We start from the raw sequence: 14239 nt of genomic DNA, 5'->3' as shown, positions 1-14239 counted from the left end.
GCGACTGTTTGCACCTGCCAAACAAGCGACGGTTGATGTATCGAAAACAGAAATAAAGGAGGCGTAGTGGCGTGGGTTTCAAAAGTATGTTACAGCAGGAATGGCGAGATGCTTTAAAAGATCCCCGCCGTTTTATATTTCTCTTTGGCGCGGCATTTGCTTATCTTATTGTGTTCGGCATGCTGTACTTGCCAAACATCGTACGAGAAATCCCAACTGTCATTTACGATGTCGATCAAAGTGCATTAAGTCGTAAAATTGTCCGAAACATTGAGGACAGCGACAGCTTTTTGGTTGCGGGTTATTCTCAAAATGAAGAGGATATGCATAAAAGTTTACGAAATAAAGAGGCTTTTGTTGCCATAGAGATACCGGTGGATTTTTCCCGGGACTTGGCTCAAAGCGGCTCGGCAAATATTTTATACATGGCAAACGGCTCCAATATAATCATGACCAATGTCACATCCTCGGCTTTGCAAAACATTTTGGAAGAATCTTCTAATGCCTTGGGGGCAGAACGAGCCGCTATGGTCACGGGAATTGACGAAAATATTATAAAAAAACGCATTGCCACCGTAGAATCCCGCTTTCGTATTTTGGGCAATCCAACCCAGGGGTATTTGTATTTTTTCCTTATCGGACTCGCCATGGCAGCTTTTCAGCAAGGCATTCTCTTTGCCATGGGAGCGTCGCTATTTCAGGAAAAAATCTTGACTTTCAAAAAAATTGTGGCAAAAACCATGTTTTATCAGTTTTTTGCCATGCTCTCATTCTTGCTTATTATCGCTCTTATATATTACGGTTTAGGCATTGAGTTGAAGGGAGATTTTTTATTGTTGCTTACTTTGGGCATAGCTTATACTTTCAGCGTTCTTGGCTTATGTTGTCTGTTCTCCGTTTTTTTTGCGGAGGAAATGCAGTTTGTCCGTTTTCTTATTATGTACCCTGTACCTGCCTTTATTCTTTCCGGCTATACCTGGCCGCAAGAATCAATGGGTGAGGGAATGGCTTTTTTGGCAAAGTTTTTTCCCCTTTCGTATCTTTCAAACAATGTCAGAGACATTTTTTTAATGGGTAATGCCTTTCATTTGATAAACGATATTGTTATGCTGGTTATTTTGGGCGCAGCCTGTTTTGTATTGAGACTGATAGTGGGAAAATACTCTTCAAAACTATTAAATTGATGTTGATTATACGATAAAGAGAAATTATTATGTTATCATAGAGGTTTTGGCTTTACTGTCGGACAGTTGGAAAAATAAGGAGAAAAAATTTTTATGAAAATTAAGCAGATTCGCAATGCAACCCTTCGTCTGGAATACGGTGGCAAAACTTTTTTGATTGATCCGTGATTGATTGGAACAGAAGCTCGTTTCCGTTTTGTTGATATCCCCGGAATGCCCTTTCATACGCCTGATCCCGTCAAGGAGAGAATTCCGATGCCTCTTTTTGACTTGCCGGAGCCTATGACGTCTGTGCTTAGCGGTGTAGAATATTACATAGTTACCCACATTCATCCCGATCACATAGACATAGCTCTCAATGGAGATGTGGGAATTTTTCTTGATAAATCCGTGCCGATTTTAGCGCAAAACGAACAAGAGAGGGCAGTATTCGGTAAATCAGGCTTTAAACAAGTTAAGACATTAATGGAGGAAGCACTTGATATAGACGGTGTAAAAATAACAAAGACACCGGCTTTGCACGGCACAGTTGTTCCTTGCGGCGATGCCTGTGGCCTTATATTTGAGCATCCGAGTGAAAAGATTTTGTATTTGGCGGGGGATACCATTTGGTATGATGGTGTGAAGAAAACATTGTCTGCTTATCGACCGGAGGTAATAATCCTGAACGCCTGCGCTGTCGAAACAGTGGAGAACGGGCGGCTCATTATGAATGACGAAGATGTATCTTGGGTGGCAAAAGCAGCGCCTGATGCCAAATTGGTCATTTCCCATATGGACAATGTTGCTCATGCCACAATCACTCGCCATTCTATGCGAGGGCTTTTGGCGAGACGAGGCATCAATGATTATTTTATGCCTGAAGATGGTGAAACTATAGTTCTTTGAACAAATTGTTAAATAGGGGTGCAAAATCCCAACCGAGGGGCTGTTGCACGTAATGTGACGTGCAGCAGTCCTTTTTCATGTACAAAAAGATAATCCCGGGGCTTGAATGCCTCGGGATTAGGTGTAGAATTTAGATATGCAAAAACCAAATTCACAAAGAGATTATACGTCTTTTGAAGGAGGTTATCAAGTATTTCTTCCTTTTAATCTTGAATTTCAGATTGACAAAGATGACCCCGTCCGCCTGCTTCGCCATTGTATTGGGGGTATGGATATTACGGCACTGGAAAAGACCTATCAGCGGATAGATCGAAATTTGGCGTCGCCAAGGCAGATGTTGGCCATCATTGTCTATGCCGGGATGAATCATATTTTCAGTTCCCGCAGAATAGAACTTGCCTGCAGGCGGGATATCAATTTCATGTACCTGCTGGAGGGCAAGCCTGTGCCTGACCATACAACCATCGCCCGGTTCCGTTCCAAACATTTGGCTTCCTGCATTAAGGAACTGTTTGCCCAGATGGACTTCATGCTGGAAGATATGGGAGCTATTTCCCTACAGGATATTTTCATCGATGGAACAAAAATCGAATCCGTTGCCAACAAATACAAGTTTGTTTGGAAAAAGTCTGTCCAAAAGAATCAAGCCAAGCTTATGGAAAAGCTGCCAGACTTCGTGGACAAAGTCAAGGAAGATTTTTCGGTTTCCCTCTCACATGGCAAAGATATCCACCTGCACCATCTAAAGAAGCTGCGCCGCAAATTGAAAGTCAGGCAGAAGGAGCAGGGAATCCAGTTTGTCCATGGAATTGGGAAACGCAAAACTAGCCTGCAGAAAACCATGGAACAGCTGGACGAGTTCATCGCCCGGCTAAAAAAATACAACAAATACCTGCATATCATGGGGAATCGCAACAGTTTTGCCAAGACAGATACAGATGCCACCTTCATGCGGATGAAGGAGGATGCCATGAAAAACGGCCAGCTAAAACCTGCCTACAACATCCAGTATGGCACAGATTCCGAATTCGTTACCTGGGCTACGGTTGGTCCGCAGCCAACGGACACGACGACCCTGATTCCATTTTTACAGGAACTGGAACGCTATACGAACAAACGTTACCGCAATGTAGTAGCAGATTCTGGTTATGAGAGCGAAGAGAACTATCTTTATCTCGAAACCAATCAGCAGAGTTCTTTTATCAAGCCAAGCAACTACGAGAAGAGCAAGACTCGAAAATGGAAACAGGACATTGGCCGCAGGGAAAACATGACCTATCTGGCCGATGAGGATGCCTATCTGTGTGCCCAAGGCAGGAAATTGACCGTAACCAAGGAATTTATCCGGAAAAGTAAAACAGGATTCCATAGCCAGATAACCCACTACAGCTGCGAGAATTGCAAAGACTGTCCGGTAAAAAGTCAATGTATACACGGAAATCACTGCAAGACTCCGCTGGAAGAGCGAACCAAGAATATAGAAGTATCCAAACGGTTTCAGCGCCAGCGGCAGGAAGCTCTGGAACGGATAACCTCACCGGAAGGCATCCAGTTGCGGGTAAATCGTAGCATCCAGGCCGAAGGAGCCTTTGCCATGGTAAAAGCGGATATGACCTTCCGTCGATTTTTAACCCGTGGCAATAAAAATGTCCTTGTGGAAACGATGCTGTTGGCTATGGCTTATAACATTCAAAAGCTGCACTGCAAAATACAGGCAGAAAAGCTGAATCGGCACCGAATCCCTGTGGATAACGCTGCTTAAAAAATCAAAGAGCGCAAGAAACAAAGACGATTTTCAGACCGTCTAGTGTCTTGCGCTCAAAATTCCTGTATTTTGCTCTTAATTTTAAGATATCGTCAAGTTGAAAAGCTAATGGGGCTGTGCATAAGTAATGTCTCGCTCATGCAACAGCCCCTTTTACTATGCCGAGAGCCCTTGTCCCGTGCGGCTTCACGGGCTATACTCGCTTAACGATAGGCAGGGGGGTGCAAGGGGGTTCATCGTTAATAGAGTATAGGGGGTGCATCGTTATTTTGTATCATTTTGATTGGTAAAGGGGATGTTGCACCCTCCGAATTAATACAATTTAGCGATAGGTCAACAGGCTTGAAACCGCTTGGTATATGGGCTTTCGGACGATGGCTGTCTTTGGGCGGCCTTTTGTTTTGCCCGGAAATCGGAGGTAGCAGAGCGGCGGGGGGCATACTCTATTAACGATGCATACCCGTTTAACGATTGCTGGGGCTATCGTTAAGCGAGTAGGGGCAATCGTTAAAAGGGTGTAACAGCCGCTTGGGGACTTTATGTATATGGCGATTTGTGGTATAATTCAGGCAAGAGGAAGGAGCCACCATCAATGACACAAAGCCAACCACCAGCAGAAGAACTGCTTGGTTTCAATAATCCGCAGTATGACCTTGCCGCCAAGAATGTCTTGTCGGAGCGGTCTGTAGCAGCATATATACTTAAGGGAACCGTGCCGGAGTTCAAGAACGTAAGCATCAAGGATATTGCTGAAAAATGCATCGAGGGCGATATTCAGGTCAGCAAGGTGCCAGTAAACCCTGGCAAGACGAATGCGGCGAAAAGACCGAAGAAGATAAAGGGGCTCCGCAATGAAGCAGGGGATGTAACAGAGGGCTGGATTACCTTCGATATCATCTTCCATGCACTTACCCCGGACAGCGGGGAGCGCATACGCCTTATAATCAACATAGAGGCTCAGAAGACCTTCTCGGAATCTACGCTGAAGTATATCCTTACGAAGAGAGCCGTCTTTTATGCCAGCAGGCTGATATCGTCGCAGAAGGAAACAGAATTCAGCGGCTCGGACTACAGCGAGGTCAAGAAGGTATATACCATCTGGATATGCATGGAATCTCCTACAGATAGGAGTGTCATCAACCACTACCGCTTGATGGAACGTCATCTGGTTGGCAAATACAAGGAGCCGCAGGAGAATTATGATCTGATTAACATTGTGATGGTTTATCTGGCACCGGGGCCGGTGAGGAACAAGACGCTTGCCATGTTGCAGGTAATATTCCAGGAGACAGATAAGACGGCTGAAGAAAAAAGTGAAATCCTCAGGAAGAAGTTTGATATCGAGGTTACCGCCGAGATGGAGGAGGAGTTGAGAACGATGTGCAATTTGAGTGAAGGCATCTATGAGCGTGGCATGGCACAGGGAGCCGAAGCAAAGACAATAGAGGTAATAATGAATCTTTGGAATAAGGGTATGGATGTTGAGTTCATCAAGGATGTTACAAAATGGACAGAAGAAAAGATTATGAAGGTAATCAAAAAGGATAAGAACTGATGACAGATGGCGCATGGTGCTATGCCATGCGTTTTTTTATGGGAGCTGGAAGTAAGATTGTGGAGTCTATATCCGAGGCCGTCCCATATTCTGTGTAAATTCCCTGAAGTAATTTTTGATATAACATAATCTTTGCATTAATAAGCCCCATGACTCGAAAGGTCATGGGGCCTTTTAATGCTTATGGTCCTAAGAGATAAGTTCTTATTTTTGCCGTTTTTTCTTAAATAGGCTGGAAAATTGTTGATGAGATTGTTTGCCTCTTTTTATCAATGATTGCCGATATGCTTTCATTTGTTCGTATTCTTTTCTCAAAGGGGAACTATCGCTTAAAAGATCCTCACAGATATCTGGATAACTGGATATCTCCACATATTCTTTTGCCACTTCTTTCTCGTTGGTAAAATCAAAATCGGTATAATAATCATCGTTGAAATTTGGTGATTCTATAACATCATCCGTATTGAAACTAAAAGAGTGGCCAACTACGTCAGGATAACCAAACTTTTCTATGTACCCTGGTGGTAAGGAATCATCAGTACACATTTCTATTTCATCGGGATCATTTTCATAGGCTTTGCCATTTATAAATTCTAATCGCGGTTTGTCCCAATTACAAAGGTAATACACATAAGAAGCATCTACGAATTCGTTCTTGAAATCGAAATCATACTCAGCAGGTTCTATTTCGAGTATATGGCGTGCTATGAATTCGTAGATATAAGAATTTGATGTGTTGGTATGGACTTCGTCAACTTCACCTTCTTCGTAATAGATAGTTGGGTACATTTTATTAAGAAAGTATGGAAAACCATTATTTTTCTCGCACTCGTTTATTAGTTTTTCCAGGAATGGTAATAAGATAAATTGTTCTACCTTCTTAGGAATCATGTCGTATAACATAGAAAAAGTGCTGTCGCTACCTTTGCCACGAGTTTCAAAAAATTTTGCTACGGTTTTTAAGTCTTCATCCGTCTGCTGGGAGAAGAACAAGGCACAGAAATACTCTTGGAATGAGCGATGTGTAAAATGGTATTTTAGACTCTCATTATACATTAGGCAGAGATTCACAGTCATATCGTAGATGAAGTTTTCAGCAGATGGTTTGTAAAGATTTCTAGTTTCGTTAGTCCGCACAAACGCACGGGATGGTTGCAACAAGTTATCGTCTATCTGAGAATAATAGTCGCGCAATTCCTCTTCTGTAAAGTCTATTTTCTCATCAATATATGTTATGCCACAAAACGCTGTCAAACAATTTTCGAATTCCTCAGCCGTTAAACCCGTGTGAAAGGTTCGCTTGAACGCCCCTTTGGTTGCATCATGTTTCTGTGCAAGGGCAACATAGGCATCGTGATAGAAGATATGCATCTTGTCTGGTATTTCTGCAAATTGTTCAAATGTCATCAACATAATTGTCAACAGTAAAGGATTTTCCACAAAACTTCTATGCGTCTTATAGAGCGTTGTATCTAGTAATAATGAAAACTGTCTCTTAATGTCCGGTTCGTCTGGCCGGAAATCCAGCTTTTGAATTAATTCTAGTGATTGCACCTTTGAGAACGGTTGTAAATGTAATTCATAAAACTTGCTTAAACTTATAAACTGCTTATAAGGACGTGATGAAATGATAAAAATGTTTTCGGGGAACTTATCTGTGATTTTTTCTAGTTCCAACTGGAAAAGTTGCTCTGCCTCAGAACTTATTTCGTCCATACCGTCAAACAACAGGATAAATTTTCCTTCTTGCAAAGCAGTCTGGAAATCATCTTTCAGATTTATATTCATATACTCATCAGGGATTCGTGCTGTGAAACAATCATAGGCAAAGCCGAGTAATGAGTTTTCATCGAAATCTTTAAGGGGCAGGAATATAGGTATGCGATCGCCTGGTTCATAATTTAGAACTGAGCTCAACAGCAAATGGCGCATCAGCATTGATTTTCCAAGTCCGCCTGTGCCAGAGATGAGTATAAAATTGGATATACGATTAAAGGCACTTATAGAGGCTTCTATCGTCTTATAAGTGTAATTGCGACTGCGCTGGTAGATGGTGTTACAAACGTAGAAGTCGTAAAATTCTCGTTCTGCGTCCGTGTATAGTAAGGTTTTCATCTTGCCATACTTGTCGTGAGCTTTGCGTAGATACACATTTATTATGCTCTCAGAAATGATTTCATTGGAGGGAAGAGTAGGCTGCTCCTCCTTTTTTGTTGTCAAGCGTATCGTATTGACTCCTCTGGTGAAAAAAGATATATCATGTTCAGGGAATCTGCCTATATCACTATTGAAATGACGACGCTGTCCATTAGCTGGGGCGGTATACCAGTCTGTAATTGTGGTAGCTCCCTGTTTGTTACTATCCCACCGTTTCGTAATTATGAAGTGCCAAAGGCCTAATAGTAAATTTTCCAACGTTAAGCTCTGCGAATCGCAGAGCTCTTTTTTTGTCTTCGTACGATTGCCGCTATCAATGATGAATACTTGGCTGTGCTTTATTTTTGGGTCAAAATAAAGCAAATCTATGAGGGCATCTCCTAGCCACTGGGCAGAATGATTCAAATCGATATATTCATTTGCGAATAGAGACATTTTTTCAATTAAAGCATCGTAGTGCTCCCTTACAGCATTATCAAAACCGTCTCTTAATTGTCGATTATTGAATTTTAGATACTTCGTGTAGCCTTTCTTACAATATTTGTAATCTGACACATTGCCTTTAAATGATTCAGCGGTACTTTTTGGAGGGGCCTGATAGTTGGCGTCCATAATGTTAAGTAAGCCCTTCATCATAGCGGGCTCAGATTTATCAGTTGATTTTGCCTGTACGAGAAGGCTAAAAAAAGTGCCTCCGCAGAGATAATAGTCATATTCGTGGTCCATATTTTACCTCATAACAACTTTAACAAGTTTAATTGATATAACATTTTACCATTAACAATTGTAACTTTATTGTTTTAAACATAAAGCAGGGAGTAACCCTCCCTAATGTTAACATTCTACATCTGCATTGTAAATACTGCTTGTGGATGTGTATCTATCGCCCATAAGGCTGCAGCCGGGCAAGGGACACCTAACAAAATATACTCGTCACCTCGTGGCAGAAGAGCATATTTTGTAGGGCGTGCCTTACCTTGTTGCGGCCTTTTTGCGGCTCGGTATGTGCTCGTTTTCCCTTGCCCGGTTTCAGCCTCCGGCAAGGAGGAACAGCATCATGGATATGGTTCGCATTTATGTCAGCAACAAAATCGTTACGGTGGAGAAAAAGCAGTTCAAGCGGTGGCAGCGTAAGTATAAGAAGTTCTACTACATCAAGGAGAGCGGCTTGTATGTACCAGTATCGGAAGATTTATACAAGGAAATCATGCGCCCTCAGTGGAGTGCTGTGAAGGCTGAACAGCGTGGGCTGGAATGTATCTATAAGGGGACTTCTAAGTGCGATGGTTACTGCGGGAGCTGCACTCATCCCGTATATCGGCAGTATTCGCTGAATCGTATGGAAGAAAATGGCTCTAAGGAAGTACCGGTTCATAAGGATGTAGCGGAAGCCTTCCTTAAAAGAGTGGCTGTAGAGGAACTGCATGAAGCTATAGACCAGCTGGATAAGGAAGATTATGACCTCCTGGGTGTACTGATTGGTGATGAGACAGAGCGGGAGGCTGCTGCCAGAATGGGGCGGTCCAAGACTGCTGTGCATAAGCGTAAAGTTCGGATTATAGAATTTTTGAAAAATATTTTGCTGGCAGGGTGACCAAAGGGGCTGAAAATGTCCTCTTAATGGTGAAGGGGGAATGTGAAATGCATAGTAGCAAGTATGCTGCGGCAATTCTTTTGGTTATCAGCCTGATAGCCAGGAACGCCGCACGGAAAATTCTGAGGAGGTATCGCAAATGATGAAGGAAGACGAAATGCAGACTTTGGCCAGTGTGGTAGACAGCATGCACAAACTGGCAGAGGGGCTGGAAACGCTGGCGATTTATCTGTTGCGCGATGCTGGCGAACAGCAGGCAATATCGGATTCAAAGGCGACAAAAGAGCCTGAGCCTGATCCTGCTCCGCCCGAGGTGACGCTGGAAGAAGTCCGAGCAGTTTTGGCCGAGAAAAGCAGTGCTGGGCATACAGACGAGGTGCGTAAGCTCCTGCAGGATTTTGGTGCTGCAAAACTTTCAGCAGTAGATCCCAAGGATTATGCAGCCCTCAAGGCCAAAGCGGAGGTGCTTTGAGATGGCGGCTAGAGCACATGCGAAATTGTCTCCTTCTGGGGCAGACAGGTGGCTTATCCATTGTACTCCGTCAGCAAACCTTGAGGCACAGTTCCCCAGTTCTGCTGGGGAGGCTGCAGCAGAAGGCACAGCGGCTCATGCTTTGTGTGAGCATAAGCTGAAAAGGGCATTAAAACGCCGGAGCCGCCGTCCTCATTCAGATTTTGACTCCGATGAGATGGAGGCCTGCGCCGATGGTTATGCGGCCTTTGTGCTGGAGCAGATGCAGGAAATTCCCAATGCTATGGTGTGCATCGAGCAGCGGCTGGATTTGCAGGAATTCGTGCCGGAGGCGTTTGGTACGGCAGATTGCCTTATTGTAGGTGATGGCTTTCTCCACGTCATTGACTTCAAATATGGTCTTGGGGTGCTGGTGGATGCTGAGCAGAATCCACAGATGATGCTTTATGCGCTGGGAGCACTGACCATGTTTGGCAGTCTCTACGATGTGGCTGAAATTAGAATGTCCATCTACCAGCCACGCCGTGAGAACGTATCCACTTGGTCTATCTCTGCCGATGAAATTATGGCCTGGGCCGAGAAAACGGTAAAGCCCAGAGCACAGCTGGCATTTAAGGGTGAAGGCGATTTTGTGGCAGGTGCCTGGTGCCAGTTCTGCCGGGCGTCTCCCCGTTGCAGGGCAAGAGCCGAAGCCCAGCTTACTGTGGCGCAGGATGAGTTTCGCCTGCCACCACTATTAACAGATGAGGAGATAGCAGACCTGCTGCCTCGACTGCCGGAACTGGCCAAGTGGGCGAATGCGATTTCTGCTTATGCCTTAGAGTCGGCAGTCAACCATGGCAAGAAATGGTCGGGCTATAAACTTGTGGCAGGTCGTTCCGTCAGAAAATATGCTGATGAGGAAAAGGTGGCTGAAGCCGCTAAATCTGCTGGCTTCAAGGACATCTTCGAGCACAAACTCATCACCCTTACCTGTATGGAAAAGCTGATGGGCAAGGCAACATTCAACGAGGTCTTAGGCGGTTTGATTATAAAACCGCAAGGCAAGCCGACACTTGTGCCAGAGAGCGACAAGCGTCCGGCGATAGATATAGGTTCAGAGTTTACGAATTTGGAGGAAAAAGAAAATGGCTAACAATCTTAAGACAAAAGTAATCACCGGTATCGTTCGTCTCAGCTATGAGCATGTGTGGGAGCCTGCCAGTATCAATGGCGGGGAGCCGAAGTATTCTGCATCGCTTATTATCCCTAAGAGCGACAAGAAGACCGTAAAAGCTATTGAGGAGGCCGTTGAGGCTGCTATCACCGAAGGCATTGGCAAGTTTGGCGGCAAGAAGCCAAACAAAGCTGCACTGAAACTGCCTCTCCGTGATGGGGATACGGAGCGCGAGGATGAGGCATATAAGGATGCCTTCTTCATCAATGCCAATAGCAAAACGGCTCCACAGATTGTCGACCGTGCCGTGCGTCCTATTCTGGATAGGAACGAGGTTTATAGCGGCTGCTATGTTCGTGCCTCGATTTCCCTTTATGCATTTAACAGCAACGGCAACAAGGGCGTTGCCTGTGGGCTGAATAATCTGCAGAAGGTTAAGGATGGTGAGCCTTTGGGCGGGCGTACCAGTGCCACGGATGATTTCACCGCTTTGGACGGTGCAGATGAGGACTTCCTGTCCTAAAAGTAATTAAGTTTTGCAGGGCGGCGGCTTTAGGGTCGCTGCCTTTTGCATAGGAGGCACAAAATGGTTTTAAGCATAGATATTGAAACATTTAGCAGCGTGGATTTATCAAAATCCGGGGTGTATAAATACATCGCAAGCTCGGATTTTGAAATCCTGCTCTTTGGCTATTCGGTTGATGGCGGTGCTGTTCATGTGGTGGACTTCACCCAGGGCGAGGAACTGCCGCAGGAAATCCTGTCGGTGCTGTTGGATGATAAGATACCAAAGTGGGCATTTAATTGTACCTTTGAGCGTACCTGTATTGCCAGGTTCCTGCAGGATAAGGGCTTGCTGGCAGAGGGGAAGTTTCTAAACCCGGCATCGTGGTATTGTTCTATGGTGTGGTCTGCCTATATGGGACTGCCGCTGTCGCTGAAGTCAGTAGGTGCGGTGCTGGGCTTAGAGCAGCAGAAGATGGCTGAAGGACAGGAACTTATCCGCTATTTCTGCTGTCCCTGCAAGCCAACTAAGACCAATGGTGGCCGAAAACGTAACCTGCCCACTGATGCCCCGGACAAGTGGGATTTGTTCAAGAAGTATAATCGCCGTGATGTGGAGGTGGAGCTTGCCATCAAGGCACGGCTGGCGAAATTTCCTGTACCTGAGCAGGTGTGGCATGAATACCACCAGGATCAGGAAATCAATGACTGTGGCATTCTGGTAGATATGCCTTTGGTGCGAAATGCCATAGCAATCAGTCAGAAGTGTACGAAGGAGAATCTGCAAAGGGCACAGGCCATCACAGGATTGGAAAATCCAAACTCTCCAATCCAGCTCAAGGAATGGTTGGCAAGTAACGGCATATCCGTGGATTCACTGGCAAAATCAGAGGTGGAACGCCTGCTTAAGGAGACTACGGGGCAGGTACATGAACTGCTTGACTTGCGGCAGCAACTCTCTAAATCCAGCGTCAAGAAATACACCGCCATGGTCAATGTGGCTGGAGCAGATGACAGGGCACGTGGCCTTTTCCAATTTTACGGAGCCAATCGCAGTGGCAGGTTCGCAGGGCGGCTGGTGCAATTACAAAATCTTGCTCGGAACAGTATGCTAGATTTGGATGAAGCCCGTCAGCTGGTAAGGCGGGGAAACTATGATGCCCTGCATCTTCTGTATGATTCCGTGCCAGATGTGCTCTCCCAGCTTATCCGCACAGCCTTTGTGCCGCGACCGGGCTATAAGTTCATAGTGGCAGATTTCTCAGCCATTGAGTGCCGTGTCCTGGCCTGGCTGGCAGGTGAGCAATGGGTGCTGGATGTCTTTGCGAATAATGGTGACATTTATTGTGCCTGTGCCGAAAAGATGTTCCATATGCCAGTGGTAAAGCATGGGCAAAATGGAGAACTTCGCCAGAAAGGCAAGCAGGCAACTTTATCCTGTGGCTATGGCGGCTCCGTCGGTGCCTTAAAGGCTATGGGGGCACTGGAGGCTGGCATGAAGGAGGATGAACTTCAGCCATTGGTGGACGCATGGCGGGAGGCCAATCCTAATATCGTGAAGTTTTGGTGGGATGTGGACAGGGCGGCCAAAGCGGCCGTGAAGGAGAAAACCACTACGGAAACCCACGGGCTTCAGTTCGTATGCCGTAGTGGCATGTTGTTTATCGAACTTCCAAGTGGCAGGCATTTATCCTATGCCCAGCCAGCTATAGGGGAGAATCGCTTTGGCGGTGAGTCCGTCACATACATGGGGATTGGTGCTACCAAGAAGTGGGAACGTATCGAGACTTTTGCGGGCAAGCTGGTGGAGAACATCACCCAGGCGGTGGCCAGGGACGTGCTCTGCTACGCAATGCAGACCCTAGGGAATGAGCAGATTGTCATGCATGTACACGATGAGCTGATAATTGAGGCAGAGCCAGAGATTTCCTTGGAGGAAGTTTGCGAGAAGATGGGGCGTACTCCACCATGGGCACCGGGGCTGATTCTTAGGGCTGACGGCTATGTGTGCCAATATTACAAGAAAGACTGAATTGTGCAGGGGGCAGAAAAATCTGCTCCTTTTTTTATTTTTGGGGTGACCAAGGTGGCCGGTTTTGTCCTCTTACCAATGAGGGGGGATTTTCTCGCCTCCATATGTATGAGTTAACAATTCTATCGCCCATAGGGCAGGAGGACAACACTATGATTCAGGTTTTTGAGAACGAGGAGTTTGGCAAGGTACGTACCATGGAGGTCAACGGTGAGCCGTTTTTCGTGGGCAAGGATGTGGCAGAAATCCTCGGATACGCAGATACCAACAAAGCAATCGCCATGCATGTGGATGAGGATGATAAACTCAACGACAAAACGGCGTTGAGTTTGGGACAACGTGGCGGCTGGCTTATCAACGAATCCGGGCTGTATAGTCTCATCCTTACCAGCAAGCTGCCGAAGGCAAAAGCGTTCAAACGCTGGGTGACATCGGAGGTGCTGCCGTCCATCCGCAAGCATGGTCTTTATGCAGTGGATGAGATTCTGGCCAATCCGGATATTGCCATCAGGGCTTTGCAGGAACTTAAGGCAGAGCGTGAAAAACGCAAGTCGCTGGAAGGCACGGTGGCAGTGCAGAATCAGCAGATTGCTGAAATGCAGCCCAAGGTCAGCTACTACGACCTTATTTTGCAATGCCCTGACCTTATGTCTATCACCACCATCGCAAAGGACTATGGCTATTCGGCAAAGCGGCTCAATGCTTATCTGCATAAGCAGGGGATTCAGTTCAAGCAGGGCGGCATCTGGCTTTTGTACCAGCATTACGCCGAGCAGGGGTACACCAGCACCAAGACACACAACTATGCTGGCGAAGATGGCACTCAGCATGCCAAGCCGCATACTTACTGGACTCAGAAAGGCAGGCTGTTCCTTTACGATTTTCTGAAGGCACGTGGCATCCTGCCGCTTATCGAAAGGGAGGATTGATGT

General features: G+C 45.7%; 11 protein-coding genes. 10 read left to right on the top strand and 1 reads right to left on the bottom strand.

Annotated features, from left to right (window positions below; translation table 11 throughout):
- Positions 1-71: 71 nt before the first annotated feature.
- From P157_RS14235 to P157_RS0108880, 4 genes are all read left to right on the top strand, one after another.
- Positions 72-1184 carry an ABC transporter permease gene (locus tag P157_RS14235; RefSeq protein WP_051598563.1) on the top strand — a complete coding sequence of 371 codons (1113 nt, stop codon included), beginning with the start codon at positions 72-74 and terminating at the stop codon, positions 1182-1184.
- A gap of 255 nt (positions 1185-1439) precedes the next feature.
- Positions 1440-2072 carry an MBL fold metallo-hydrolase gene (locus P157_RS14230; RefSeq protein ID WP_230578465.1) on the top strand — a complete coding sequence of 211 codons (633 nt, stop codon included), beginning with the start codon at positions 1440-1442 and terminating at the stop codon, positions 2070-2072.
- Between the two features lie 136 nt (positions 2073-2208).
- A complete protein-coding gene (locus tag P157_RS0108885) occupies positions 2209-3834 on the top strand; it encodes an IS1182 family transposase (RefSeq protein WP_026760695.1) in 1626 nt (541 codons plus the stop codon).
- A 595-nt stretch (positions 3835-4429) separates the two neighbouring features.
- Entirely contained in the window at positions 4430-5392 is a 963-nt protein-coding gene (locus P157_RS0108880; RefSeq protein ID WP_026760694.1) for a PD-(D/E)XK nuclease family transposase, read from the top strand.
- Positions 5393-5596: 204 nt separating this feature from the next.
- Here P157_RS0108880 and P157_RS0108875 read toward each other — a convergent pair whose 3' ends face one another.
- A complete protein-coding gene (locus tag P157_RS0108875; RefSeq protein WP_026760693.1) occupies positions 5597-8275 on the bottom strand; it encodes an NACHT domain-containing protein in 2679 nt (892 codons plus the stop codon).
- A gap of 331 nt (positions 8276-8606) precedes the next feature.
- Here P157_RS0108875 and P157_RS0108870 point away from each other — a divergent pair, with 331 nt between their 5' ends.
- From P157_RS0108870 to P157_RS0108840, 6 genes are all read left to right on the top strand, one after another.
- The gene (locus P157_RS0108870; protein WP_026760692.1) at positions 8607-9143 is read left to right on the top strand and encodes an RNA polymerase sigma factor; all 537 of its coding nucleotides are present in this window, start codon (positions 8607-8609) and stop codon (positions 9141-9143) included.
- 139 nt (positions 9144-9282) lie between these two features.
- On the top strand, positions 9283-9615 hold the full coding sequence (locus tag P157_RS15645) for a hypothetical protein (RefSeq protein WP_026760691.1): 333 nt from the start codon (positions 9283-9285) through the stop codon (positions 9613-9615).
- Position 9616: 1 nt separating this feature from the next.
- Positions 9617-10750 (top strand): DUF2800 domain-containing protein, encoded by a 1134-nt coding sequence (locus P157_RS0108855; RefSeq protein ID WP_026760690.1) that lies wholly within the window; start codon positions 9617-9619, stop codon positions 10748-10750.
- On the top strand, positions 10743-11294 hold the full coding sequence (locus P157_RS0108850; RefSeq protein ID WP_026760689.1) for a DUF2815 family protein: 552 nt from the start codon (positions 10743-10745) through the stop codon (positions 11292-11294). The genes P157_RS0108855 and P157_RS0108850 overlap by 8 nt, the downstream gene beginning before the upstream one ends.
- A 63-nt stretch (positions 11295-11357) precedes the next feature.
- Positions 11358-13307, top strand: a complete 1950-nt coding sequence (locus tag P157_RS0108845; RefSeq protein ID WP_026760688.1) for a DNA polymerase — start codon at positions 11358-11360, stop codon at positions 13305-13307.
- A 152-nt stretch (positions 13308-13459) separates the two neighbouring features.
- Positions 13460-14236 carry a phage antirepressor KilAC domain-containing protein gene (locus P157_RS0108840; protein ID WP_026760687.1) on the top strand — a complete coding sequence of 259 codons (777 nt, stop codon included), beginning with the start codon at positions 13460-13462 and terminating at the stop codon, positions 14234-14236.
- Positions 14237-14239: the final 3 nt, after the last annotated feature.

The organism is Selenomonas ruminantium AC2024 (genome assembly GCF_000687995.1).
Taxonomy (GTDB): domain Bacteria; phylum Bacillota; class Negativicutes; order Selenomonadales; family Selenomonadaceae; genus Selenomonas_A; species Selenomonas_A ruminantium_B.
This window is presented reverse-complemented; position numbering and strand designations above follow the sequence as displayed.

Excerpts from the sequence above, each read along its gene's own strand:
- P157_RS0108870 (WP_026760692.1), top strand. The coding sequence starts at position 8,607 with ATGGATATGGTTCGCATTTATGTCAGCAACAAAATCGTTACGGTGGAG.
- P157_RS0108855 (WP_026760690.1), top strand. The coding sequence starts at position 9,617 with ATGGCGGCTAGAGCACATGCGAAATTGTCTCCTTCTGGGGCAGACAGG.
- P157_RS0108875 (WP_026760693.1), bottom strand. The coding sequence starts at position 8,275 with ATGGACCACGAATATGACTATTATCTCTGCGGAGGCACTTTTTTTAGC.
- P157_RS15645 (WP_026760691.1), top strand. The coding sequence starts at position 9,283 with ATGATGAAGGAAGACGAAATGCAGACTTTGGCCAGTGTGGTAGACAGC.
- P157_RS0108840 (WP_026760687.1), top strand. The coding sequence starts at position 13,460 with ATGATTCAGGTTTTTGAGAACGAGGAGTTTGGCAAGGTACGTACCATG.
- P157_RS0108850 (WP_026760689.1), top strand. The coding sequence starts at position 10,743 with ATGGCTAACAATCTTAAGACAAAAGTAATCACCGGTATCGTTCGTCTC.
- P157_RS0108880 (WP_026760694.1), top strand. The coding sequence starts at position 4,430 with ATGACACAAAGCCAACCACCAGCAGAAGAACTGCTTGGTTTCAATAAT.
- P157_RS0108885 (WP_026760695.1), top strand. The coding sequence starts at position 2,209 with ATGCAAAAACCAAATTCACAAAGAGATTATACGTCTTTTGAAGGAGGT.
- P157_RS14230 (WP_230578465.1), top strand. The coding sequence starts at position 1,440 with ATGCCTCTTTTTGACTTGCCGGAGCCTATGACGTCTGTGCTTAGCGGT.
- P157_RS0108845 (WP_026760688.1), top strand. The coding sequence starts at position 11,358 with ATGGTTTTAAGCATAGATATTGAAACATTTAGCAGCGTGGATTTATCA.